18 protein-coding genes and 1 pseudogene are annotated in these 24,576 nt (G+C 49.7%); 7 read left to right on the top strand and 12 right to left on the bottom strand.

The window, feature by feature from the left end; genetic code table 11:
- Positions 1 to 5 precede the first annotated feature (5 nt).
- Entirely contained in the window at positions 6 to 470 is a 465-nt protein-coding gene (locus AC1EKS_RS01570; RefSeq protein ID WP_481009785.1) for a DDE-type integrase/transposase/recombinase, read from the bottom strand.
- Between the two features lie 185 nt (positions 471 to 655).
- A complete protein-coding gene (locus tag AC1EKS_RS01565; RefSeq protein ID WP_481009786.1) occupies positions 656 to 970 on the bottom strand; it encodes a transposase in 315 nt (104 codons plus the stop codon).
- A gap of 229 nt (positions 971 to 1,199) precedes the next feature.
- On the opposite strand from AC1EKS_RS01565, the gene AC1EKS_RS01560 reads away from it, so the two are divergent.
- Positions 1,200 to 3,557: an AAA family ATPase gene (locus tag AC1EKS_RS01560; RefSeq protein ID WP_481009787.1), complete on the top strand. Its 2,358-nt coding sequence runs from the start codon at positions 1,200 to 1,202 to the stop codon at positions 3,555 to 3,557.
- 343 nt (positions 3,558 to 3,900) lie between these two features.
- Positions 3,901 to 5,470: pseudogene (locus tag AC1EKS_RS01555) on the top strand (IS1634 family transposase).
- A gap of 273 nt (positions 5,471 to 5,743) precedes the next feature.
- Here the strand turns inward: AC1EKS_RS01555 and AC1EKS_RS01550 are convergent.
- From AC1EKS_RS01550 to AC1EKS_RS01535, 4 genes are all read right to left on the bottom strand, one after another.
- Positions 5,744 to 6,190, bottom strand: a complete 447-nt coding sequence (locus AC1EKS_RS01550) for a hypothetical protein (protein WP_481009788.1) — start codon at positions 6,188 to 6,190, stop codon at positions 5,744 to 5,746.
- A 292-nt stretch (positions 6,191 to 6,482) separates the two neighbouring features.
- Entirely contained in the window at positions 6,483 to 6,620 is a 138-nt protein-coding gene (locus AC1EKS_RS01545; protein WP_481009789.1) for a hypothetical protein, read from the bottom strand.
- A gap of 283 nt (positions 6,621 to 6,903) precedes the next feature.
- On the bottom strand, positions 6,904 to 8,649 hold the full coding sequence (locus AC1EKS_RS01540; protein WP_481009790.1) for a glycerol-3-phosphate dehydrogenase/oxidase: 1,746 nt from the start codon (positions 8,647 to 8,649) through the stop codon (positions 6,904 to 6,906).
- 1,211 nt (positions 8,650 to 9,860) lie between these two features.
- A complete protein-coding gene (locus tag AC1EKS_RS01535) occupies positions 9,861 to 10,562 on the bottom strand; it encodes a TetR/AcrR family transcriptional regulator (RefSeq protein ID WP_481009791.1) in 702 nt (233 codons plus the stop codon).
- Between the two features lie 93 nt (positions 10,563 to 10,655).
- Between AC1EKS_RS01535 and AC1EKS_RS01530 the strand changes: the two genes are divergently transcribed.
- From AC1EKS_RS01530 to AC1EKS_RS01515, 4 genes are all read left to right on the top strand, one after another.
- Entirely contained in the window at positions 10,656 to 11,879 is a 1,224-nt protein-coding gene (locus tag AC1EKS_RS01530; protein ID WP_481009792.1) for an MFS transporter, read from the top strand.
- Positions 11,880 to 12,040: 161 nt separating this feature from the next.
- Positions 12,041 to 12,241 carry a GIY-YIG nuclease family protein gene (locus AC1EKS_RS01525; protein WP_481010174.1) on the top strand — a complete coding sequence of 67 codons (201 nt, stop codon included), beginning with the start codon at positions 12,041 to 12,043 and terminating at the stop codon, positions 12,239 to 12,241.
- A gap of 265 nt (positions 12,242 to 12,506) precedes the next feature.
- A complete protein-coding gene (locus AC1EKS_RS01520) occupies positions 12,507 to 12,890 on the top strand; it encodes a hypothetical protein (RefSeq protein ID WP_481009814.1) in 384 nt (127 codons plus the stop codon).
- Between the two features lie 65 nt (positions 12,891 to 12,955).
- Entirely contained in the window at positions 12,956 to 13,477 is a 522-nt protein-coding gene (locus AC1EKS_RS01515) for a methyltransferase family protein (RefSeq protein ID WP_481009815.1), read from the top strand.
- 9 nt (positions 13,478 to 13,486) lie between these two features.
- Here the strand turns inward: AC1EKS_RS01515 and AC1EKS_RS01510 are convergent, their stop codons facing one another.
- The 6 genes from AC1EKS_RS01510 to AC1EKS_RS01485 form a co-directional block, all read right to left on the bottom strand.
- On the bottom strand, positions 13,487 to 15,724 hold the full coding sequence (locus AC1EKS_RS01510) for a BspA family leucine-rich repeat surface protein (protein ID WP_481009816.1): 2,238 nt from the start codon (positions 15,722 to 15,724) through the stop codon (positions 13,487 to 13,489).
- A gap of 166 nt (positions 15,725 to 15,890) precedes the next feature.
- Positions 15,891 to 17,657 (bottom strand): ABC transporter ATP-binding protein, encoded by a 1,767-nt coding sequence (locus tag AC1EKS_RS01505; protein ID WP_481009817.1) that lies wholly within the window; start codon positions 17,655 to 17,657, stop codon positions 15,891 to 15,893.
- Between the two features lies 1 nt (position 17,658).
- The gene (locus AC1EKS_RS01500) at positions 17,659 to 19,473 is read right to left on the bottom strand and encodes an ABC transporter ATP-binding protein (protein ID WP_481009818.1); all 1,815 of its coding nucleotides are present in this window, start codon (positions 19,471 to 19,473) and stop codon (positions 17,659 to 17,661) included.
- The gene (locus tag AC1EKS_RS01495) at positions 19,466 to 20,950 is read right to left on the bottom strand and encodes an ABC transporter ATP-binding protein (protein ID WP_481009819.1); all 1,485 of its coding nucleotides are present in this window, start codon (positions 20,948 to 20,950) and stop codon (positions 19,466 to 19,468) included. Before AC1EKS_RS01495 ends, AC1EKS_RS01500 begins: the two co-directional genes overlap by 8 nt.
- Positions 20,947 to 21,756 (bottom strand): energy-coupling factor transporter transmembrane component T, encoded by an 810-nt coding sequence (locus AC1EKS_RS01490; protein WP_481009820.1) that lies wholly within the window; start codon positions 21,754 to 21,756, stop codon positions 20,947 to 20,949. Before AC1EKS_RS01490 ends, AC1EKS_RS01495 begins: the two co-directional genes overlap by 4 nt.
- Positions 21,756 to 22,322 carry an MptD family putative ECF transporter S component gene (locus AC1EKS_RS01485; RefSeq protein WP_481010172.1) on the bottom strand — a complete coding sequence of 189 codons (567 nt, stop codon included), beginning with the start codon at positions 22,320 to 22,322 and terminating at the stop codon, positions 21,756 to 21,758. Before AC1EKS_RS01485 ends, AC1EKS_RS01490 begins: the two co-directional genes overlap by 1 nt.
- 323 nt (positions 22,323 to 22,645) lie before the next feature.
- Between AC1EKS_RS01485 and AC1EKS_RS01480 the strand changes: the two genes are divergently transcribed.
- Complete coding sequence (locus tag AC1EKS_RS01480; RefSeq protein ID WP_481009863.1) at positions 22,646 to 24,493, top strand: phosphoenolpyruvate carboxykinase (GTP); 1,848 nt, start codon at positions 22,646 to 22,648, stop codon at positions 24,491 to 24,493.
- Positions 24,494 to 24,576: the final 83 nt, after the last annotated feature.

Here is a 24,576-nt window from a genome sequence, read left to right as displayed (position 1 = left end):
TAGGGCTATGGCCTGCTCGAATTCTTGCGCAGGGGCAGTACCTCGGTTTTCATTGATGACTGGGTAGCCCAGCCCACAATTTTTCGAGAATACACATCGGTTACGAACGCGGTATAAACAAAACCAGACAGAGTACGAACATAGGTAATATCTGCTACCCACAACCTGTTAGGCCTATCTGCCTTAAACTGGCGATTAACGAGATCCGGGCGCGTATCAGAGGCTTTAGAAGGACGGGTAGTAACTGGTCTGCGTCCCCTACGTGCCCCACAAATCCGGGCCAAACGCATCAATCTACCAGTTTGTTCCCGCCCGATATCCCAGCCAGCCCGGACCCGTAGCACGCCACCGTGACGCAGACCGAGAACAATACCGAGCTTGCTCGTATTGGCGAGGTCAAGGAAACGGTAGGGAAATCCAATAGATTTCCAACTAGATTTTACGAATCCCGTAGACCCGGAAGGTATCATCGAAAATCTTCACGATTTCCTCTACTAGCACGACATCTCTTAATCGCCTAGCACACACTTTTCTTGACTTTGCCGCCCGGTAACCACGCGGAGTAATAAAACCCCCAACCGTGTGTTCGCTCATAACCCGGCAAATAAACTCGAGTAAGAAACAATCACGATACTTATTGATAAACGCAATCATGCTATCGCGGGGTGGTCGAGCTCTTTCGCGAAAAAACCGATGCGAGCTTCAAAATCTCGTTAGTACGCTTCAGCTCCGCATTTTCCTTACGCAAACGCCTTATCTCGGCAGACTCTTCCAGGCTAAGTCCGGGTCTTTGTCCCTGGTCTATCTCGGCTTGAACCACCCAGCGAAGCAATGATTCACGACTATCGCCAAGCTTTAACCCGGTATCACTAATAATCGCTGCTCTCGAAACACCAGGATCATCCCGAAGCCGGTCAAAGACCAACCCGACAGCACGATTGCGAAACTCTTGCGAATACTTCCTAGGCATAAAACAATCCTCTCAAAAAACCAAAAAACCTAGGAACAAAACCTGGGACGCTTCAAATCTCCACCACGCTAGGCGGTGCTTCGATGGTAATTGTGTGGGTCATTTACCGTTCATCATTTATACGAGCAGGAATGGGGAGCAGGTTTCTATATAATAAAAACTAAAGGATGCGGAACTTCTGTCCTTTGGATTGCATAACCCTATGCATCTCAGATTTTTGGAGGTTCTAATGGCTAGTAACATTCCGTTTATCTGCGGCGTTCGAGTGCAACGCGGAGCCTTCTCAGAAGGGCGTGATATCACTCTTTTTAAAAGCGAATCAGGGAAACGCATTTCGATTATCTTTGGTCATAACGGTTCCGGAAAATCGACTATTGCACGTGAAATTAAGGATATTAGAGAAGGCAACAGTTCAGGGTATTTTTACGATTCAGATTGTAAAATAATAGATTTGGACGATGCCGATTATACGCGAATAAGGGTTTTCAGCGAAGAGTACATCGAGTCGAAAACACGTATCGATGACGATGGTATTGAGGCATTTGCGATGCTTGGCGAACAAGTCGAAGTAGCGGACGAAATCAAGAAAATCGATGAGCAGATTAATAGCGTTAGTGCCGAAAACGAGAAGCTGAGAATAATAATTGACGAACTCAATAGTGGCAAGAATTCTCTTAAAGTCCTGGAGGAAGAAGCGAAGAAGGCTGCAAAGGACGGTGGGTGGGGATCTAGGGCAGAAAAGGTAGACGGCAAAGCCCCGAATCTCACGTCTAACCGATGGGGTGAAATATGTAAATCAGCGTCTGGACAGTCACGCGAATCTCTCGAAAAACAGTTCAATGACAAACTGGTGGAATATAAAAAGGCTAGCGGAGCTGGTGACAGCCATCTACCTGGGCTTTCGCTGATAGAGGTTAAGCGACACGACGAAACGCGGGTTTTAGAGCTTCTGGCAAAACCCGTAGAAGATCCCACGCTCAGCGACCGAGAAAAGCGGATTCTTAGACTTGTTCAAAACGGGCATCAGGTTCAGGTTGAAGAATCAGCTAAGATTTTCTCCAGCCCAGAGACTGATGCGTGCCCCATGTGCCTACGAGAGATTTCCACGCAGGAAAAGACCTCTATTGTCGATAGTGTGCACAAGGTACTCAGTAAAGAAGTAGACGAATTCAAAGCGGAGCTCCGACAAGCGCTCTTACAAGAAATTGTTCAGCAGAGTGTCGCCGACCAGGTATCTGATTCGCTGAAGGCTAACTTGCTCAAGGTCGAGCAAAAGGTAATCAACCTGGTGAAGGGGTACAACAACTTGATACTGGAGAGGGAACGGAACGTCTATTCACCAAAGACTATTGACCCCCTGGGGTTGTCGGAAGCGCTTCAGGACTTGAACGAAGTGATTAAGCGCATCAATCAGGAAATTGCATCGATAAACAAAGCCATCGACGAGAAGGCAGAAATCCACAAGGCTCTTCTAGACCTGAATAATAAGATTGCTGCGGCGGATGCTCTTCCAAAAATTAAAGAGAGTAAGAAGGCGTCTGAAGACCTAGCCAAAGCTCAAGAAAGTCAAAAGAAGAACAAGGATACTCTTAAAAATCTGCGCCAGCGTAAGGTCGAGCAGCAAGCCAGAATGCAGAACGTGGACATTGCGGTCGACGTGATTAATGCGTATCTCGCGAACGTCTATTTCGATACTAGGAAATTCCAGCTTCAACCGAATGGCAATATGTACAAGGTGATCTTGAACGGTCATACCGTAAAGCCAAAGGATATCTCGACAGGCGAGAGAAACATTCTTGCCCTCTGCTACTTCTTCGCCGAAGGTGGAAAGGACAGGGAGAAGAATCACGAGGATGACGACCCACAGTACCTCGTTCTCGATGATCCAATTTCTAGCTTCGACATGGAGAACAGAATAGGGGTCTGTTCGCTGATTAGAGAACGCTCCGAGCATCTTCTGAGGTCAAATCCGGAGAGCCGTATTACGGTCATGACTCATGATGGGGGCGTTGTAGAAGAGCTGGCAAATATCTTCGCGGACATAAGTGAGTGCTTCGACGGGAAGAAAATCAAGACTGATCTGTTTGAGCTTAGGGGAAGGTCTTCTGAACCGCGCGGCAAGAAAAGCAGCGAATATGTTGTTCTGCTAAAACGCGCATATCTATTTGCCAGTGCCGAGGATGTCGACCCGAACGAGTCGTACGTGATTGGCAACATACTCAGGAGGGTTCTCGAGGGATACAGTACCTTCAACTACGGGATAGGAATGTCTCGACTGTCGCGCGACCCTGACCTGCGAGAGCGTCTCGGTGACCAGCTACCCTTCCTTGACAGGGTCATGTATCGCCTTGCTTTCAACGATGCCAGTCATATGGAGAAGCGAGTAAAAACGTTAAATCCCGCAAACGCTTTTGAACGATACAGCGATGAGGAGAAAAAGGGATGCGCTCAATGTGTCATGGTCATTCTTGACAAGCTTGACCCTATCCATCTGAAAAAGCATCTTGGTAGTTGCCAGATTAGTCAGCAGGAAATTGAGAACAACTTGAGAAAGTGGTCTGGTAGATTTACTCCTGTGGCATCGTGATACGCGATATCCAGCAAGAAATGTAGTCGTAGCCGTGATGCGAAGTAGTATTTTTTCAAATTAGAGTTGTCACTCTTCACTCGGAATTCGCCACTTTTGGGGCGGGGGGACACCCCACACTGACGACACCTCTTTATCTAATGTTCTCAGCTGCGCGTCACTGAGCTGCGTTTCCACAGACCAGGCGGGACAATCTTCGGTCAGGTAAAAATAATCTCCTCAGGCCTGAGTCGTGCAACTTTTTTGGTTTTCTGGTTTTTCTTTGGTGTTTGTGCTGGTGGTGGGGTTTTGGTTGGTGATTTTGGGGCACTAAATTGGTGGTGGTTTCGGTTAGACTGTTCGAGTGTCGTCTTTTTTGCGTAGAGTGAGAACCGCCTCTGGTGCTACGGCGGTGCAGATAGTGGAGAAACAGGGTCGTGTAAACCGGGTTGTGAAGCATCTTGGCTCGGCTCGCAATGAGGCTAGCCTTAAGGTATTACTGGAGAAAGGTCGCCAGTAGCTTTGTCCCGATCAGTTGGAATTCGACTTGTTTGATACTGGCTGTCCGGGCGCCTCGCGTGCCATTACCTTGTCTAAATGCTCGGTGCTGCTGTGGGGAGTCCTGCGTGATGCGTATCGAGTTCTTGGTTTCGACCAGGCTATCGGGGATGCGGCCTTTGAGCAGCTGGTTTTGGCTAGGATTGTAGAGCCCGCCTCTAAGGCCGATACTGTACGGATTCTAGACGAGCTCGGGGTGGAGCATGCGAGTTTGCGAACCATGTTCACTACCCTGCAACGCTGTGCCAGGCAAGACTACCGTTGCCGGGTTGCTGGGGCTTGTTTCCAACATGCCGCTAAAATGGGGGATTTGTCCTTGGTGTTGTATGACGTGACGACCTTGTATTTCGAGGCCGACAAAGAGGATGAGGACAGTGGAACCGATCAGGGTCTGCGCAAGGTCGGGTATTCTAAGGAACGCCGGGTAGGCCCCCAGATTGTGGTTGGTCTGCTGGTAGACCGTAGCGGGTTTTCTCTGGAGATAGGGTGTTTTAAGGGTAATAAGGCCGAAACCAAAACCCTCCTGCCAATCGTGAAGGGTTTTCAAAAACGCCACGGGCTAGATGGTTTCGTGGTGGTAGCAGACGCTGGCATGCTCTCCGCCGAGAACCTCAAGACTCTAGATGCGGCTGGGTTCAGATTCATTGTGGGAGCGCGGCAAACTAAGGCACCCCACGACCTGGAACCGCATTTTCATTGGCACGGCGACTACTTTACTGATGGACAAGTTATCGACACGATAACCCCCCCCCAGGCACGCCAACGCGAAAGTAAACAACAAGCTGGTCAAAGCAGAACCCGTATGGAATCCTGAGATGAGTAAATCCTGGCGGGCGATATGGCAATACTGTGCAAAGCGAGCCAAAAGAGACGCGGTGACTTTAAAGACCCAGCACCGCCGCGCTCTAGATGTGATAGAAGGTATAAAACCCGCCCGTAAACCCCGATTCGTCAAACAATCCAAAACCGGTTACAGATTTGACGAGAAAGCCTTCCAACGCGCCCACAGACTACAAGGATTAAAAGGCTACGTCACCAATATCCCCGCCCCGCTCATGCCAGCAAACCAGATCATCAGCTCTTACCATGAGTTATGGCATGTGGAGCAGTCCTTCCGCATGTCCAAAAACGACCTGAAAGCCCGCCCGATATTCCACCACCAAAAAGATGCCATCGAAGCGCACCTGACCATTGTTATGACCGCCCTCGCCATTTCCCGCTACCTGTATCAAAAAACCGGAATCACCACCAAAAAGCTCGTCCGAATCCTACGACCTATCCAGGAGCAAACCATCCTCTACCAAGGCCACGAAATCCAATCCAGCGCCCCCACCACCCCACAAGCCCAAAAAATCCTAGACAAACTGGGTCACTAAAGCTGCACGAGTCAGGGGGGCGTGATACGATCGCCCCGCTCGCGCTGTTCACACAACGGATGAACGGCGCTGTATCGGTTGCGGATTTGAGAATCGGAGAAATAAGGCTAACTCTAAGAAGTAAAAGCTTCGATTGGCTAGCATGACTGGTCAACCTTGCAGAAGCTGAGAATGAGATATTCCAAGGTGACTAGTCAGGTTCTCATCGATGTTAAATAAAAACGATTTGATATGGACTTGAAAATGCGAGCTGGCTGAGACTACACCGATAGGTTAATAGGGCAGATAATCTGGCATGGGGTCAGCCGGTGAAACAGGGAAAACGTCACTTAGTTCATAGGCCAAAACTGTAGCCAGTCTGTGTTCGCACGAAACGTAAAGTCGATCTCCGTAGATTGGTTGAGTCACCACACACGAAACCGAGTCATCGAAAAGTATTGAAGGTAAACGTTCTTGCAATAAAGCTCCCAATTGCCCTGTCGGAAGCTGAATCATGGAATATGGTTCGGGTCTAAGGAATGAAGATTCTTCTGGACCGATAATATTTGCTCGCCATTGCTGTTCAGCATATCCGCCCCAAAAAATTCCAGTCCAAGAAGAACTTTCAGAAGAATTTGATAGTGCAGCTGCTAGCTTAGAGGCATATTCTTTATCAGGAATCTCTCCTTCTGGATAGTAAATACCTTCAGCACCACGATTTTGGAATGTTTTTCGAGTCAAGCAATGACTAGGGACAGAAATTTTGTGTTTAGAGGCTAGAGCTGTCCAAGTGGTCTCTTCTTGGTCGGTTGCTAGGGGCAATAAGAGGACTATTTGTTCACTAAACCCGTTAAAAACTAGATCTGAAACTAGTCCGGGGCTATGCTCATTTACTTTGGATGCCAGTTTTGGGTTAATTTTCTGTAAAAAGGTGTTGTCAGATGCCCGATGAGCGCGCCTGTGCACAGAATGCCTCCAATTTTTTGCGGTATCGAACCAAATCCAAGAGCCAAAAAGAATATACCAGTCATTCCTACAGGGGAAAAGAAGAATCTTCCCAATTCTCGCAATTCGCGCCAAACTTTTGTATATCTACAACACTTTTTGCTTGTAAAATAAAACTTTCCGATTCTACAACAGTGCTGCCTAACCAAGTTTCTGCATCTGCCATCTTTATCACTCACTATCTTGGATAAAACTGAACAAATAACCGTCCAACTTCCGGGGTTCAGTGCACTTTCGGGGTTCTGTGCATTCATATTGACCTCAATTATTTTTATTTCAGTACCTGAATACCGCATTATCGAATGTGCTTCTACGGCAAGCGCCTAAAACCGAATTTTGCTCTGTTTCCAGAGCGGGCCTAGTGCCATCCTAAGCACATCTAAGGCCTTGGAGTACACGCCTCCAAGGCCTTAGACTCAGCGATTTAAAGGGCAAAAATCCCCACGGATTTAACCGTCAATTTGCGGAGACACATCAACAAATTCGGTTATAGGCACCGCCTGCTCACGTACCTTTTGAGCTTCGGCTTCGCTAACTATACCCTCCGCCTTTTCTTCGGCATCACACCGCGCCTTGTAGTTTTCTATCTCATGCGCCTTGGCCGCCTCATCCCAGCCAAGAATATCAGCAGCTATCTCCGCAACCTCGTCAATAACAGCCAATCCGCGATCCCGATGCTCGTAACACAGCCTGGTTCGGCGCGCCAACAAGTCTTCCACATGCAAAGCACCCTCATACAAAATACCAAACGCTATTTCTGCACGCAGATACTCTTCAGCACCCTTAAGCCCCTTCCCTAAAGAAGGATCCTTCTCAATCATTTTGAAAATCAGCTTGATGTCACTTCCATACCTATTTAGCAGATCTTCTACGTGATCCACGCTCAAACCGTTTTCCTTTGCCAGCGCCTCACGCTGTTCCCACATAGCTCCATAGTCAACAGCTCCAGAAAGCGGAGTGGTTCTGGTAACGCACGGCATTTGCTTAGCCAGCTCCTTACCCAAGGCAAAATCAACAGCATCTTCAGCCATCTGCCTGTAACTCGTAAGCTTTCCACCTGCTATAACAGTGAGCCCCGGAGCAGCTTCGGTAACTGTGTGCTCCCTGGAAACCTTGGTTGACCTAGCCTTATCTCCGTCCAAAGTTCCCGGCTGCAACAAAGGCCTTAGCCCAGCGAAAGTCCCAATGATGTCATCACGCGTTAGCGGGTTAGCCAGCACCGAGTTCGCATGCTCAAGCAGATAATCAATATCCTCAGAATCAGCTACCGGTTCTAACCTATTTTCATGGTATTTAGTATCAGTAGTTCCTATAACCCAATAACGCTTCCACGGGATTATAAACAACACAGACTTCTCTGTGCGCAAGAATAAACCAACTTTGGAATCAATCTTTTCCTTCGGCACAACAATATGAATGCCCTTGGAGGCCAAAACTTTCAAGCCACCCGTAGAACCGGAAAGAGACTGCGATTTCTCAGTCCAAACCCCCGTTGCATTAATGATGGATTTTGCCTTAACCACATGTTCAGCGCCTGTTTCCATATCACGAAGTTTGGCGCCAACCACCTTGTTTTCATCCTTTAGCATTTCAACAACCTGGGTACGATTCACAGCCAAAGCGCCAAACTGAGCGGCCGTGCGAACCAGATTCACCACCAGACGGGCGTCATCCACCCTGGCATCGTAGTAAACCAAAGAGCCAATAAGTGCGTCTTTTTTCAACGCGGGCGCAAGCTCCAATGACCCTTTCTTCGAGTAGTGCTTTTGAATGGGCACTGAACCCCTATGTGCAAACTGTGCGATGGCGTCATACATTCCCACCCCAACAGCCGAATAAGCCCGCTCTATTACGCGCATTTTTATGGGCCACAAAAAAGGCTGTGCTTTCACCAAATGCGGAGCCGTGTGGGTAAGCAATAAGCCACGTTCCCTCAAAGACTCAGCAACCAAGGCAAAATTAAGTTGATAAAGGTATCGCAGACCACCGTGCACCAGCTTTGAAGATCGCGACGAAGTGCCGGAGGCCCAGTCTTGCGCCTCGACTATACCGACTCGCAAACCACGGCTTGCCGCATCTAGTGCGATCCCCGCTCCCGTAACACCTCCGCCAATCACTAAAACATCAAGCGGATTTTCCTGCATATCGCGTAGCGCCTCTTCGCGCTTGCTTGGCGATAACTGCGTCGTGAACATCGTAGCTCCATTCGTATTAGTTAATTTAGGGCAATCCAATTAGCCCTAAGGTTAGGCTAACCTAAGTGAGCACTAATGGGCATCACATTTGAGCATTTTTTCACCGACCGCTCACCTTAGGACATAAAATCACGTATTTACCCGTGAAAATAACCCGGCCTTAAAATAAGTAGAAAGAATTGTCTCCTTTGACAACTCCCCAGGCCCGCTAAAAATCCTAAAAGAATGAAGAGGTAATCAAAACAGGCCCTAATGCGCGGAAGGAAACACAAAAATGGGGGGACGGTTATTAACCGACCCCCCAAAAAAGCTTTCGTTGGCCAATCACAGATGCGGCCAAAAGGAAGCATCAATTCTACTTAAGGTCATATAACCCCGCTGTGCGGCCTTTATTAAAGGTTGTTCCGCGAGGGCGGACTGTGTGAGAAAACATCTAGCGGCACGGAATCTGGTAGCTACCAAAGTCCCGCCATCTTCCGAAGCAGGCATCAGTACTTCGTTGACATCCAGTGTTGCCCTGGTGAGTGCGGCTGCTGCCTCGACCCCGAGATCATCGACAATGAGGGTCAGTGCGCCGGATTTGATTTCCTTCAGTTGCCATGATGTTTCCTTTCTGTTGGATCCTCGTATTGAGGGGTGATCTGCTTTTCTCGGTTATTCTTGAGGTTAGGTGCGTGTGAACGAAGGGCGTGGTTGTGATGGCGCGTGGTAAAGCGGTAGAGCTTTTTCTGGTCGATGGAACCCCAGGTGGTATGGCTACTGCAGGGATAGCGGATTGGACGGGCATTCTCACCTCTGCACGCCGCGATCAACTTTCCCAGCTTTATAAGCGAGAGGAAGACAATAGTGGAAGATTTCGTCGGCTTCTTTCTTCACGTTGATGTTCGTCGAAGAGGTAAGCCAGAAGTCGAGATGGAGGTTTCCTCTTCGTCCATACGTAATAGGGTGGGCTCAGTCTTCAATATAGGCTGCGGATTCCTGGGAGAAGCCTGTGTACTGTGAAGAGCGATAGCTAGTTCATTGGCGGTGCCGTATTTGACGTAGTCGTACTAGTTGTTTGGGAAGCTCTGGATATAGTGGATCTTCTTGTATTTATTGGAAAATCGCAGGAAATAGAGGGAGAGGCTGAAAGGCTCTGCTCTTAGCTGGATGCCTTGCGATTTTGGGCAATATTTTATGCGTATTGATGATTTCTCTTGTTCACGGGTTCGTTAGGCGTTTTCGCGAGGCAAGATCGCTATCTCTAAACCGGCGAGTACGACTTCTATGATGATTTCAAAGTATTCCTGACTCATGCGGTCTTCGTTCTTCGGGTTGGCTAGCGGAATTAAGTAGCCCTGGATGATGTCAGCCAGCGTTGTGGAGCAGGCAGCTAGGGGCTGAAGTTGGGTAATCATTTGGCCTAGGTCGTGGCGCTGTTCCTGCCTGGTTGGACTGCGCAAGTTGCGAGCAGTAATGCTCCACAGCATCGTGTTGATGATAATTGAGTATGCGATGTGAATGTACTTGCTAAAACCAGCGTCCCGTAGTTTTTCGTAAGCCACCTCCAAGATTGGTATAAACGCGGCGTCCATATGTCCATACATCAGTTTGTCGGTGACTCCGGGGAATTCAAGAAAGACGGGCCTGACATTTTCTGCTAGGGAGATGAACCAATCTTTCCATTCCAGCTGCTCGTCCGGTAGCTCGATGGTGCTAGTGATCTCGCCGATTACAGAAGCGGTAATGGCGTCACGGTTTTGGTAATGGTGGTAGATGACAGAGGGAACTACTCCCAGATGCTGCGCAAGGTCGCGAATCGACCATTTTTCTAGACCGCACTCTCGGGTCAGTTCCATTGCGGTGTACATGATCTTTTCCTGCGTCAGCCAGGCGCGTCTACCCGTGTTTACCCGCTTGTCTTTATTTCCCACGAAAACAGCATACCCTCAACCTCGACAATACTAGAACATTGTTCTAGTATTGTTTCAGCTTGATTGGTAGCTCACTTTGGAAAGGATGTTTTAATGTGCGCCACTAATGAACGAAACGAGAAAGTCGAATCAAAAATAACGGGACTGTTTCCCCTGTTTTTGACGGTTTTACTGGCATATATGGGGCAGATGATTCTTAATCCAATTCTGGCTCCGCTATCGCGCGAAATCGGGCTGAAGGAATGGCACATTGGCGCCACCATTTCGTTAGCTGCCATAATGTTTTCTCTTACCTCCACCAGGTGGGGACGGGTCTCATTGCGATGGGGATCTCGGCGTATCTTGCTTATTGGCATGCTTGCCGGAATCCTGGCTCTAAGCGGATTCGCCATGGTGGTGTGGCTAGGATTTAAGGGTCTGCTCACCGGCATAGCGTTGATCATAGGAGTAGTCATAACTAGGGGCGTGCTGTACGGCGGTGCCATCGCATCAGTTTCCCCAGCCGCGCAAACCTACGTTGTGACTCATACCTACAATGAGACGCAACGGGTAAAAGGTCTGGGAGTCTTGGGCGCTGCACAAGGATTCTCGTCTATTCTTGGAGCCTTATTGGGTGGCAGCCTTGCAGCTATAGGAGGTTTCATGATGCCCTTGCTGGTGATGCCTCTGGTCATGCTTTTGGGCGTTGCCGTTTTGCTGCTAACATTCAAACCCACAGGTGGCGAAGAAAAAGTCGCTCAACCGGCAAAAGTTTCCTATTTTGATTCAAGAGTATTCGTGTTCCTGGCTTGCGGTTTCCTAATGTTTACCGCTTTTTCTACCGTGGCTACACTTTTCGGCTTTTTACTGCAGGATGTTTTGAAGCTAGCGGCCGGCGCCACAGCAGGGCTCACCGCTTTGTGCATGTCAATAATGGGTGTGGTGATGATACTGGCGCAGGCCTTGGTGGCTCCAAGGTTAAACTGGGGTGCTAAAAAGCTCTTTAGAAGAGGATTAATAATCGTTCTTCTCGGGTTACTGCTCTTGGTTTATCCACTAAATCTTGGGCTGTTCATCGTGGCCAGCATCTTGACAGGGTTTGGTCTAGGCCTGGCGATGCCTGGCTACAACACGGCGCCTACTTTGCAAATGAAGCCCGAAGAGCAAGGTGGGCTGGCCGGGTTGATTAATGCTAACAATGGTGCAGCCTATGTAGTGGCACCGATAGCCTCCACCGCACTTTACGGACTCTCTCCGTGGCTACCAATGACATGTTGCACAGTCCTGATAGCTGCGGCAATTTTGTTGAGTTTTTACCATCCCGAGTTCCGCGAATAATCTCTTTATGATTAGAAGCAAAAACCATAAAAATCCCTGCTAAAGCGGTGTTGACTTCAGCAGAACTATGATGTCTAGTCGCTACGGGATTCAAACAAACTCAAACGTCTCAAAAACCCCATGCAAACACGGGGTCATTCAGCTCAATCGCTTGTAATGGTGTGTATATTCTTCTTGGTAATGACCTTGAAGCTATTGAGAACACTTGGTGCTATATAGGTAAGACAGAAAACTTTGTTGAGCGTTTACGCGATCATGACAAAAAGAAGCCGCAGTGGGAAAAGGTCGTTATTATTGCGAGCTTGCAGCGGTCTTTTAACGAGGGGCATTGGGGTTATTTAGAAGCCCGTCTGGTTGAATAATGGTGGTAGCCGGTATCATCCTCGGAATCGAGAAATAACCAAAGCTCCCAGCAAAACCGATCCCGGGAGCAGAATCCACAGGTAGCTGTAGACGGCGGTCATCTACATCGCGCTACGTTCGGTCACCGGACTCCCAGGGGGTGTTTGCACAAATAGAAACGAGTAGGACGAGGATATCTGTTGGCTTTTAGCATTATACGGTTTGGAGCGTAGTCAGTTTCTAAGACCCATGGTTTTTCCTTTCTGATCATGGAAAAATGAGGGTATGCGAAGGTGGGAAAGACGCGGCACGTGGGTGCGACTTGGCGCGCTTTTCGCCTGCTATCTTTTACTGCCTGCTCTTACTAGAGCTGCCATCGGATTAGGCAATGCCTCCGATTTAGGCATGATGGCGTTTATCTTGCTGCTTTTCATAGCGTTTCCACTCGCCACTATGGCGCTAGCCGCCTGGGATGGAATCGCGGAGGGGTTCACTGTTTTATGGATAGTGATGCCGATAGTGTTTTTCGTGGTGCCCATGCTGATCTTTTTCAACGAATCCGCGCTGATCTACGGGGTTGCTTATTCGCTGGTGGCATTAATAGCTAACAAGATCGGCAGCTTGTTTTACTCAAAATCTCACAGTACTAGCACTCCCCGCGGAGCATAAGCTGCCATAGCGTTAGCTACTTCTGCCATTGCTAGAGCGGGTTAGGTTTGTGCGAAAATAGCTGTATGACTAAAATCGGAGCTTCGCATTTGCCTGTGTTAGGTGTAGGTCCGTTGTATGTTTCGGGTATTTTCGCTCTCACGATTGCAGCGAGTATTTTCAATTTTTTAGGCGGGATTGCAAGCGGAGCTATCGGAAATAGCTGGGTATGTAGCCTCATGATTGCGGCGGGCCTGGTTGTGATGGTGGTTGCCGTAATCGTGTGGATTTCAGCTGTTTTTGGCTCTCACATGGTAGAAAGCGTTAAAACTGGTCAGCTTATGACTAGCGGAATATACGCATGGGTTAGGCATCCCGTATATTCTTCCTTCCTGCTATTGAACTGCGGTCTGCTGCTCATACAAGCGAACTGGTGGCTACTAACCCTACCGTTCATTTATTGGGCGGCGTTGACTATCTTGATGAAACGCACTGAAGAACGCTGGCTCGAAAATGAATTCGGGGAAGAATACACCCAATATGCTGCCCGCGTTAATCGGATTTTTCCCTGGCCGCCCCAACGCCTCAACAAACCCCGCGAATCATAAACTGATCCGCTAGCGGGTGTTGCGGCGCAAGCGGCAAACAATGCTGCCGGCGGCCCCTAGCAAGCAAGCTAGAAGCGCGATTTGGCCAACCAAAGTCCCGGTCTGAGGCAAAGTGGAGATCTGGGCTACCGCAGTAGGCTCAGTTTTCTTCACTGGAGCAATTTTAGGGACTGGCTGCACAGTGGGGTGCTTACCAGAATGCTCTGTGGGCTTAACGGAAGGCTGGTTTCCAGGTTGGTTATCAGCGCATATGCGGATTTCCTGGTCGGTCATATCCCGCGATTGACTCTCAGTTTTTTCCTTCGCGTTTGCAGTATCTAAAACCCATTCATGTTTATTGCTATCCCATTTATGAGGGGTAGTGGTGATGGTCCTACTTTGGGATACCTTTCGATCGGCACAATTTTTAGCCCCCGGGTGATTGTTATCAGCCCACTTAGAAGTATCAACTTTAGCTTCCGGTTGCTCTGGGCGAGCATTAACATTGAGAATTCCTGCGGTAAATTCTAGTGAATATGCTCCGGTTACTGCGTCTTTAAGTTTTAAAGTTCCTTGCTTAATCGCAACCTGTCCCGCCGGGGTCTCTGCCCCGTAGTCAGCGCTGAGAGCACCGGTGAGTAAATCTTTGCTATGAGCCGCATCCACCTGGTAATCCAAGACTGGCAGTGGTTCGCCTTGCCAAACCTGTGCCGGAGTTGCCGTTACTTTTACTATTTCATTAGGGCGAATTAGGTAGGTGGCCTTATCTACAATTTTGTCTTTAACCGAATCCAACATGGCAGAAACTGTTTGCCCATCACCCGGGGTAGCGTTTAACACCGTGCCATCGTCAACATTGCGAATATGATAAGGGTCGGCTATAAACTTAAACCAGCTAGAAATATTACGCTTTAAAGTAGTGCCTTTGATCCGTACACTCGTGCGCCCCTCAGTAGCGAAAACGTCTGCGTCGGTCTCTACCTCAACCTGGCTAATATCCCAGCCAGATACGTCCAAATTTTCTATGCTGCTGGCTCCGGCAAACATATTGTGCATATTGGTAGCTCTGTTGGCCTTCCACTTTGACACATCTGGTTTCGCGGCAGTTGCTGCAGTAAAGACACCTTCCATGTTGGTGACTTGGCTGGTATCCCAATTGGCGACATCCGGGGTGGCAGCAGTAGCTCCGTTGAACATGTCGCTCAAGTCGGTGACTTGGCTGGTATCCCAGTTTGATACATCTGGATTAGCCACTTTCGCATTCTGGAACATACCGCTCAGATTAATAACCTGTTCGGTTTTCCATTTGGAGGTGTTCGGGTTCGCGGCGATTGTTCCTTTAAACATTCGAGCCATATCAGTGACTTGACTGGTATCCCAGTTTGATACATCCGGATTTGCCGCTTTCGCATTCTGGAACATTCCATTCATTCTGGTGACCTTGCTGGTATTCCAGTTTGAAGTTTTGGGATTAGCTGCTTCCGTCGCGCCGAACATTACACTCATATTGGTGACCTTGCTGGTATTCCACTTTGCAGTATCGGGGTTTGCGGCTGGCGCTTTATAGAACATGGCGCTCATGTCGGTGACGTTTTCGGTGTTCCAGTTGGAAGTATTCGGGTTGGCGACCGCGGCCGTATGGAACATTCCGTTCATAGTGGTGACCTTGCTGGTATTCCACTTTGCAGTATCGGGATTAGCTGATTTGGTGGCGCCGAACATGCCGCTCATACTGGTCACCTTGCTGGTATCCCAGTTAGAGGTATTCGGGTTCGCCAGCGTCGCCTTATAGAACATATGGCTCATCGTGGTGACTTTGCCGGTATTAATACCAGTATCCGGAAAGTCGATGCTGGCCTTGTCACAGTGGGAAAAAAGGAAGCTGGAATCTTGTGGGAAATCTATGGTGGTGCCCGGATCAGGAATAAATTTTATTTCCACTGGCTGCGGTTCGGCTGGCTTGGCGTTGCCGTTTGCATCTTTAACAGTTCCGCAGAATCTACTATTGGACTCATTGTAGGTAGCCGGAGTTTTAGACATCCATTTGTCTCGATCTAGCTGGCCATGCCCGCTGACGGTCAGGGTCTTGGCTGTCGGATCCCAGGAGGCAGTGAGGTTATCTCCTACACTGGTCGTTTCGGTATCTGCTGCATGGGCTACTGCAACTCCTAAAGAAGTTAAGAATAGGCTCGCGGCAGCAGAAATAGTGCCCGCAATAAACAGGAGACGAGAAATAGTAGTTTCCCTAAAATTAGATGTATACCTCATGATTTCCCCCAAATCCTTCAGTGAATTCATCAATGCCGAATCAGAAAAATAATTGGCATTAATCTCTAGACTTTTTCCTTAAATATTGAAGTAATAGCCATTGCAACGACCTCTAACCGGAAAATACTTGCAAATAATTCCGTGTATGCTACCTACCTATTCCGAACTATTGTGCGGATATTTTCCATCCAGAGGCCGCTTGACGCTCATCCCAAAAATCTCGGTAAATACCCTGGCAGCTAACAAGTTGATTGTGGGTGCCAATCTGAGCCACTTGCCCCTGATTGTCTAGAACCACAATCTGGTCAGCCCGAGTAATCGTGTTGAGTTTATGCGCGATCACCAACATGGTGGATTGGCGACGTAATACTTCAAAAGAGCGCAGCAGATTTGCTTCATTCTCGGCATCAAGAGCGCTGGTAGCTTCATCGAAGAGCACAATCGGAGCATTTTTTAAGATCGCGCGAGCAATCGAAACCCGTTGGCGTTCCCCTCCCGATAATGCACAGCCACCTTCACCAACATGCGTATCCCAACCATCGGGAAGTCGGCTGACAATATCGTTGACACCAGCTAACTCTGCCGCATGTAGGAGAGCCTCTTTGGTGGCCTTGGAGTTACCAATGCGGACATTTGCTTCCAAAGTGTCATCGAAAAGATAGACATCTTGGAAAACCATTGAAATTTGGCTCATTAAATCTTCAGTCGTTAGTTCTCTGACATCTCGACCTCCAACGAGTACTCCACCCGAGTTTACGTCCCAAAATCGACAAATTAAGCGGGCAATAGTGGTTTTACCTGCCCCCGAAGGGCCAACGAGTGCGGTCATAGTGTGGGGCGCAACGGTGAAGCTGACTTGGTTGAGCACCTGTTTATCGTTCCCGTAAGCAAAATCAACCTCTCGAAGCTCAACTTGATGGGGTAGGGATTGGGGTAGCGAAGTTTCCGGCTCAGGAAGAGGGCGCGCATCTAGTACTTCGTTAATAGTCGCCATTGTCGGTCCAACCGCCAATAACCCGGTTCGACAATCAGAAATCGTGGAAAGGTAATGAGTGATTTCCAGGCTTATCCCAATAACCGCCACCACTGCCAAGGGAGCAAGACTTCCAGTAAAAGCAAGATGAACGCTGGAAATAATCATTACAACGCAAATTGTTTGCGCGGCAATGCCGCCGAGAAAATTTCCGATACATTCTACCCATAGTCGGCGAGCGGATCTGCGGCGATTTTCTGCTAAAGCCGTGGTCATTTGGGGGTAAGTCGTCTGGTCACATGCGCGGAGCATGGCTTGACAGGTAGAAAATTCTACGATCCGATCAGCTAGTTCAGTAGCCGCCGGTGCCGCGTAGGCGCTGGCAGCACTGTCAAGATAAGTTAATGCCCACATCAGTATTAGGTAACAGATTAGACATAGCGCAAAGATTGACCCCAGGGCGGGATACCACCAGAGCAGACCAGCAAGCAACGTCAACAAAGTGACGGTGGCGGCGGACATTTCCGTGAGCAAATGGGCACTCAGGTTTCCGAGCTCATTGACAGTAGCTGCCCCTAGGCGGGACAAACGCCCGGTAGTATCGGTGGAGAACCATCCCAGGGGCAGTTTTGCCAACTGATCCCCGACGCGGCGATGGACAGAGCGCATCACCGAAAAAGCACCTTCGTAGGAGAACCTATCTCGTATGTAGATACTGATCGCCCCGATAATTGCCGTTACCAGCAGGGTTACAATCCAGGTGTTAGCGTTATTAGCAGTTTCTTCTTGCCTACCGGCCCAGGTGTTTGCGAGCTGAATCAGTGCAAGTAAGCCTACCCCCTGCGCTATGCCGCTGATGATCCGAGCTGTCCAGCTGATACTTCTGCTGTGATTTTGCGAGTTGGCGCTGAGCCGGAAATTTGTTCGAATTATGTCGATAGCTCCCATTGACTTATCCATTTCAGTTTCGTCCTCCTTCCGTGAGCTCAACATTGGATGCCGACCACAGGCGACGGTAGAGTTCTATATTTTGTAGCTTCTGGTGATCACCGCAGGCCACCAGCTGCCCTTGATCAAGTAGGACGATTTGATCGACGTTTTTGACTGAATCGGGACGGTGATCGATGACCAGAACAGTACGTCCGGCCATTAGATGGTTAATAGCTTTTTGGATTTGTGCTTCACATTCCGGATCTACCATGGCTGCTGCCTCATCCAATATGAGTATCGGCGCATCCAATAGTAGGGTTCTGGCGATGGCAATCCGCTGAGCTTGCCCTCCCGATAGCTTCAGATCTTCCCCGACAACGGTGTCATATCCTTTAGGTAGTGCCATGATTTCGTCATGAATCTGTGCCTGGCGAGCAGCGTAAATAATCTCGGTCTCATCTGCATCGTGTCGCCCGATAGAAATATTGTCGCGGATGGAAGCCCGCAAGAGTTGCGCATCTTGCAGGACGAACCCCAGGTGACGGTAGAGATCGGTTCTACTCAGGTCTTTAAGGTTGACTCCACCGATTAGTACTGTGCCTGTATCGGGATCCAGGAAGCGGGCGGCCAATTTGGCCAGGGTGGTTTTTCCGGCCCCTGATGGTCCCATGAGTGCGGTTACTGTACCGGGCGCACAACGTAAAGAGATATTATCCAAAGCTAGGGTATGGTCATAGCTGAGCGATACATTTTCAAATTCGATGCTTGCGTCTTGGGGTAAATGCAGTGACTGATCAGGGCAGGCGAGGGGCTTTACCCTAAGAAGATCAAGAATCCTTTTGGCCGCGGCACCTGCTAACTGGTAATTCCAAGCAAGCTGGGTTACCAGGTTAATTGATGAGGGCAATGCGATGGCAATTAAACAACCGGCAACTACTTCTACCGGACTAACCCAATGCTTGGAGACGAACCAGGGGCCGACAATCCCAAATAAGAGAACTATCAATGGGGTAGAGGTGAGGGCGGCGGTCAGGGAAGCCGCATGCACCATTGGCCGATTCCATTCCTCCATATAGTCACAGGCTTCATTAGCGCTGTGGGCATATTTGCGGTGTGCTTTTCCGGTGATCCCAAAAGTCTTAACCACCTGGATGCCTTTCACGAACTCCACCATTGCGGAGGAAACCTGATCAAGTTTTGCATCAAGTTCTAAGGATTTATCGCTCATTCCCCGCATCATCACCGCGTAGGCAATGATGTAAATCGGCACCGTAACAATTACTAAAAGTCCGAGTCTTAAATCAATAGTGAAGGTATAACCCGCGCAAAATATGGGCATTAGGGTGGCGATCAGCGAATCTACGGGGCGGTGTGCTACTAGCGCATGTAGATTCTTTACATCGTCTTGCAGCACTTTCCGCACATGCCCAGAAGTGTTATCGCTAAACCAAGTTAAAGGAGCTTGCCCCAGAAAACGAATAATCTTTTGCTGAATACTTGCAGATAGACGATTATCTGCAATATGGGTAACTAACAAGCCCACAAAATAGGCGAGTAGCCCTCCACAAAATGTTCCGATTAACACCTTTACCCAAAATATGATGACGCTTTGGTTGGGGGATGCGCCATTACCTAGTGAAGTTAGGAGTTCGTTGCCGATCCCCACTAGAGCAACGAAAGGAAACACTCGCAAAATAGCGGATATAACCGCCATTACTTGCCCAACTCGCAGCGCCAATTGTACAGGAGCTAAAAGTTCTCGTAATGCGGCTTTACCTTGTTTGCTGGTCAGCTTGATATTCGCCGCTGCATCTTTTGCCGGTTCGCTAACTTGGTGATCAGTCACTTGTCTTCCTCTTTCCATGTTTCTCTTGGTCAGGCGCGGTAAGTTGCACGTTTATTTCGTTATCGAGAGGCCGGAGCAATAACTGGTAATCGGCCACTTCATTGATGAACTCCAAGTCGTGACTAATGATCAGGATTGCTTTGTTCTTAGCGGCTAGTGAGCGAATCTGGGAACTAATCGACAGTAGGTGCCGGTAGTCAACCCCCGAGGTGGGTTCATCGAATACGTAAAGCTCTGCCTGGCTCGCCAGGGCGTTGGCAATCACGAGACGTTGTTTTTGTCCCCCGGAAAGAGTCAGCGGGTGGCGTTCAGATAATCCTTGCAACCCCAGATCGCCTAGAAGCGCCTGCACCTGCTCTTCGCTGAGATTGTCATTTCCTAGTACGACCTCTGCCGCTACTGTTTCGGCAAATAGCTGCCGGTTCACATCTTGCATTACTAGCACGCTGCGTCTTTGTCTGTCTGCCGCCCGGCAGGATTTGCCGCTAAAACTAATATCGCTGCCTCCCTCCGGGTGAGCTAACCCGATGAGGGTGCGCGCGAGAGTAGTTTTGCCCGCTCCGTTCGGGCCGACTAGCGCAACTACCTTTCCCTTCGGTAAACATAGGGAGGGAATATTGAGGACGCGGTGTTTGCCGTAACTGAACCTTAAATTTTTTGCGGTGATACCGTCTGCCTGCTGATCAGGAGTGGCTCTAACGCAATTTTTTGGTTTTTCCAGGGTGCGCAACCCCAACTCTTTACGCTGTTTAGAAGACAAACTAAAAAACCCGTCCGCAGTAAACAAATGCTGGATTCGTCCTGCAGCCATGATCGCGACTTGATCTGCGAGACCTTTTAGGGGGTAAACGCGGTGCTCTGCTACTACTAGGGTCCAGCCGGCGCTTTTTAATCTTTGTAAGACTTTACTGAATGCGGAGATTGCTTCGGGGGAAAGGTTAGAGGTGGGCTCATCTAAAAGCAGGATTTGCTGCGGGCCGGCCACTGCCGCTGCGCAAGCAACTAGCTGTAATTCACCTCCGGAAAGCTGACGTAACCCTTTGCCCAGCAGCCGCTGAATGCCCCAGGTGTTAACAGCTTCCGCGATCCGGTTAGCGATTGTTTGGGGGGTATCTCCGGCATTCTCGCTCGCGAATGCTAACTCTTCTAGTACATTTGCCGTAAAAAATTGGGAACGGGGATTTTGAAAAACTGTCCCGGCGGTACGCCCTAATTGTTGGATATCTGTTTGCGCGGTATCGAGACCGGCAAGGGTAGTGCCTCCGCTCAGGTTACCCTTATAAAGTTCGGGTATTAAACCGTTCAGAAGTTTTAATAGGGTTGACTTGCCTGCTCCGGAAGGACCGGTGATTAGGGTGCAAGATCCTTTAGCGAAATCGAGGTTGATATCACTGACTGCGCTTACGTGAGCTGATGAGGTTTCTCCGTCCGGGTTGAACTGGTAATCGAAGGAGACATGGTCGATTGAGGTTCTCATTTGAATCCGCCCGAGAGTATAGCTAGATGATCTGAGTAGGGGATGAGAGCAATCAGGGCGATTAGCGTCAATATCCAGAGGGCGTCTAGTCGGTTAAATCGAAGCTGTTTCAAAGTGCTTGGGCAAATAGTGGATCCTAAACCGCGCACCATGCCGGCGGCGGTCATTTCATCAGCGGTTCGCGCGCAGGATGCCAGTAAGGGAACTAAAACCATTTCTAGAAAATGGAGGGGATGTAAGAGGGCGCGCCATCCCATTTGTAATCCCCGCAGGGACATTGCTTCTCTTACTGCACGGTATTCTCGAAATACTGTCGGTATGAATCGTAATAGCACTACCAGGGGAACGGTTATAGCTATCGGTATGCGTAAGCTGCGAAGACCGGCTACGAGTTCTCCGGGGACGGTAGCTTTAATCGCGTAACCTGCCAGACCGCCAACAGTGCAAATCCTTATCATCCAGTAGCCTAAAACCATTAGGAATGCGGTGAGGGCGCTTGGCCAGATTTTTGGGAAAAGATAGATGCAAGCAATCCAGGTTCCTTCCACGGCAAGGAACCCTAGAGCCCATGAATAGCAGCGCGTCGATAGTAAAGCCGAGAGTGCAATACCTGCTACCAAGAAAACGATAAATATGGGTAACCGGGACATTACCAGGGCATTTAATACAAATATAACCAGTAAAACGGTGCGCGGATCTGGCCGGGAGTGGCGTTGGTTGGCTGCTAAGATTTCAACGCTGGTCATCTGATCCTGGTGATAGCTTGCTGCCGATCCGTGGTCGCTGATTTGGCATTGAAGAGTCATTACTTTGCGATGCCAGCTTTACGGAAGTGCCGAGCCATTAGAGAATTTCCGAAGACTCCGCCGATGAGCCCGAGAACGAAAACTCCCGCCCCCCAGGCCACAATCATCCATGGTGACAAGAACCAGCGTAATGAATCGGCGTAGGCGGTTCCCATAGAGGAGGCAATATTTTTGTAGTAGCCCTGAGCATCAATAAATACGGGGAACCAGGGCACGACGTACCACACGGACATGACGGCGTATCCAAGCACTCGAAAAACCGCTGAGTTTTTAGCGAAGAGGAAGTCTGCGGCTAGTCCCAGCAAGGGTGCAAGCAGGGCAACAATCCAAGGGTGACCGGTAATTACCATTAAAACCCCTACTAATAGTCCCATTAGTGCCAGAGCCCCAATCTTTGGTACCCGTGACTTAAACAGCATTATTACGGCGCCGTTAGCGATAAGTCCTAGGGCGTAGCCCACGAACATCATTGCTGGATTAATAATGCCTAGCATTCCGGTGCCGAAAACTAGCACAAAATAAATTGCGGTGAAAACGCCAATGTTGATAAAGTCGCGTGTTTTCACGTTATATACCCCTTCTAAATAATTAATTAGGTAAGCCTTGCCTAATAATTAGGGTAGCGTAAAAGCCTCCTATTTGGTCAAGTAGTTTCCGGGTGACCTATCCGACACATAGGTAGGGAAAAGGGGAGAGCTAAGAGGCTGACTAGCCCACAGATGGCTCGCCTATTAGCGGATTTACTAGCCCATACTGAAGCGTCCCAGGTTTTGTTCCTATTTATTCCAGGTGGGACTTAAATCCAAGTTTGCTTCAAAAGTTTCGGGTATCCTAAACTTAATGTTCGGATACCCGAAGTTTTATTAGTAATGAATTAGGAGTAATAAATATGGATAACATTGCCAAGATCCTTAGCGATGCCGGGCTGGAAAATTCCGCAGTAGCTGAGTACGTAGCGCACTGGGCCGGAATTACCGAACCCGCTGCCATCGAAGTCATTTCCGCAAAGGATGACGACCGGCTCATCACCGAAGGCCTAGCCACCGGTGAAATCGCACCTGCGGGCGATGGACTCTACTACTCCCGCTCCTACTACAAGGACACGGCGCGCAGCGAGGAACGCACCGTCGTCGCCACCCACAATCCGCAAGAAGCCGGAATCTACAACAACTGGCACGACGCCACGGAAGTAACTGCCCGGCAGTTGGAAAGCATGAAGGGCGCCTCCCGAGGTAAAACAATGTACGTGGTGCCCTATCTGATGGCACCGCCGAAATCACCGCTAGAAAAGTGGGCTCGCGGGGTGGAACTTACCGACAACCTCACCGTAGTTCTTCACATGATCCGCATGGCCCGGGTTGGCGTAGAACACCTGAACAATTTGGAAAATCCGGCAGAATTCGTGCGCGCAGTGCACGTGACCGGCGACCTGAAGAACTTGGGGCAGGGCACCGATAAGGATAAGCGCCTGTTTGCCACGGTAGCTGACGAACGCACAATTTTGCACTTCGGTTCCTCCTACGGCGGCAACGCGCTGCTCGGCAAGATCGCCCACGGTCTGCGCCAAGCTTCTTACGACGGCTGGGCCTCCGGGGAATTCCTCTCCGAACAGTTCATGCTGATCGGGATTAAGGATAAGCTCAAGGATCACACCTACTACGTGTGCGGCGGCTTCCCCTCAGCTTCCGGTAAAACCAACCTTGCTATGATGCTAGCCCCGGACGCCTTGGGTGACCGCTACGAAGTTTACTTCTACGGCGATGACATCGTGTGGCTGCACGTTGGCGAAGACGGCAAGATTTACGGCATGAACCCCGAATACGGCGCGTTCGGCGTGGCAAAGGACACCAACTGGCAGTCTAATCCCACCGCCATGGACGCCATCAAAGAAGGCTCTAAGACGCTTTTCACCAACGTCGCCTACAACCCCGAAACCCAAGAGCTGTGGTGGGAAGGTAAGACCCCGGATTACCCCGAAGATGTTACTGGGTGGCTGGATTGGAAGGGCGAAAAGATTTCCGACCGCCCGGCCGATCGGCAGCGCTCCGAGGCCAAGGGTGACGAGTGGGCACACCCTAATTCCCGCTTCACCACATCTTTGGCTAACGTGCCCAACGTGGCCCCCGACTACGAAGAACCGCAAGGGGTGCCAATTGACGCGATTATCTTTGGCGGGCGAGTAAAGGACCGGGAGCCGCTTATCCGGGCAATCACCGACCTAACCGAGGGCGTTTACGACGGTTTGACCCTGGGCGCCCAGGCCACTTTCGCGGCGGAGGGCAAGGAGGGCGTGCTGCGTTACGATCCGATGTCGATGCGCCCCTTCATGTCCTACCCCGAAGGGGACTACGCGGCCCACTGGTTGAAGATTATTGGTTCCGCGAAGGAACAGCCCATTTTTGCGCACGTGAACTGGTTCCAGCGCGATCCGGAAGACGGCCACTTCCGTTGGCCTGGCTACCGTGACAACCTGCGGGCACTGCTTTGGCTGCTAGATGTTAAGGAAGGGCGCGCTGAGGGCGTGCTAACACCGGTAGGTATTTTGCCGAAAAAGGAAGAGTTGAATCTGGATGGTTTCGAAGGTGACGACGCCGATCTGGATAAGCTTCTTTCCATCGACACCGAACTGTGGAGGAAGGAGATGGGCTACCGCCGCGAACACCTTGCACAGTTCAAGAATCTACCTGAGCAGATCTGGGCCGCGCACGAGCGCATAGAGCAGGCGTTTAACGCTTAATTGGCCACCTGGTTTTGCACTAGCGACGGGTGGATTTCCTTCAGGCGGGTTAATTCCAGCGGGTAGCTATGGCTCTTGTTGGG

Source organism: Varibaculum sp. C0165D1, assembly GCF_056590355.1.
The sequence above is the reverse complement of the archived record's forward strand: the minus strand, read 5'-3'. Positions and strand labels throughout refer to the sequence as shown.

What these genes read in the sequence shown, in the direction of transcription:
- AC1EKS_RS01520 (WP_481009814.1), top strand. Translation starts at nt 12,507, where the DNA reads ATGCGAAGGTGGGAAAGACGCGGCACGTGGGTGCGACTTGGCGCGCTT.
- AC1EKS_RS01505 (WP_481009817.1), bottom strand. Translation starts at nt 17,657, where the DNA reads ATGGATAAGTCAATGGGAGCTATCGACATAATTCGAACAAATTTCCGG.
- AC1EKS_RS01570 (WP_481009785.1), bottom strand. Translation starts at nt 470, where the DNA reads ATGATACCTTCCGGGTCTACGGGATTCGTAAAATCTAGTTGGAAATCT.
- AC1EKS_RS01565 (WP_481009786.1), bottom strand. Translation starts at nt 970, where the DNA reads ATGCCTAGGAAGTATTCGCAAGAGTTTCGCAATCGTGCTGTCGGGTTG.
- AC1EKS_RS01560 (WP_481009787.1), top strand. Translation starts at nt 1,200, where the DNA reads ATGGCTAGTAACATTCCGTTTATCTGCGGCGTTCGAGTGCAACGCGGA.
- AC1EKS_RS01510 (WP_481009816.1), bottom strand. Translation starts at nt 15,724, where the DNA reads ATGAGGTATACATCTAATTTTAGGGAAACTACTATTTCTCGTCTCCTG.
- AC1EKS_RS01515 (WP_481009815.1), top strand. Translation starts at nt 12,956, where the DNA reads ATGACTAAAATCGGAGCTTCGCATTTGCCTGTGTTAGGTGTAGGTCCG.
- AC1EKS_RS01545 (WP_481009789.1), bottom strand. Translation starts at nt 6,620, where the DNA reads ATGGCAGATGCAGAAACTTGGTTAGGCAGCACTGTTGTAGAATCGGAA.
- AC1EKS_RS01490 (WP_481009820.1), bottom strand. Translation starts at nt 21,756, where the DNA reads ATGACTCTTCAATGCCAAATCAGCGACCACGGATCGGCAGCAAGCTAT.
- AC1EKS_RS01480 (WP_481009863.1), top strand. Translation starts at nt 22,646, where the DNA reads ATGGATAACATTGCCAAGATCCTTAGCGATGCCGGGCTGGAAAATTCC.
- AC1EKS_RS01540 (WP_481009790.1), bottom strand. Translation starts at nt 8,649, where the DNA reads ATGTTCACGACGCAGTTATCGCCAAGCAAGCGCGAAGAGGCGCTACGC.
- AC1EKS_RS01530 (WP_481009792.1), top strand. Translation starts at nt 10,656, where the DNA reads ATGTGCGCCACTAATGAACGAAACGAGAAAGTCGAATCAAAAATAACG.
- AC1EKS_RS01495 (WP_481009819.1), bottom strand. Translation starts at nt 20,950, where the DNA reads ATGAGAACCTCAATCGACCATGTCTCCTTCGATTACCAGTTCAACCCG.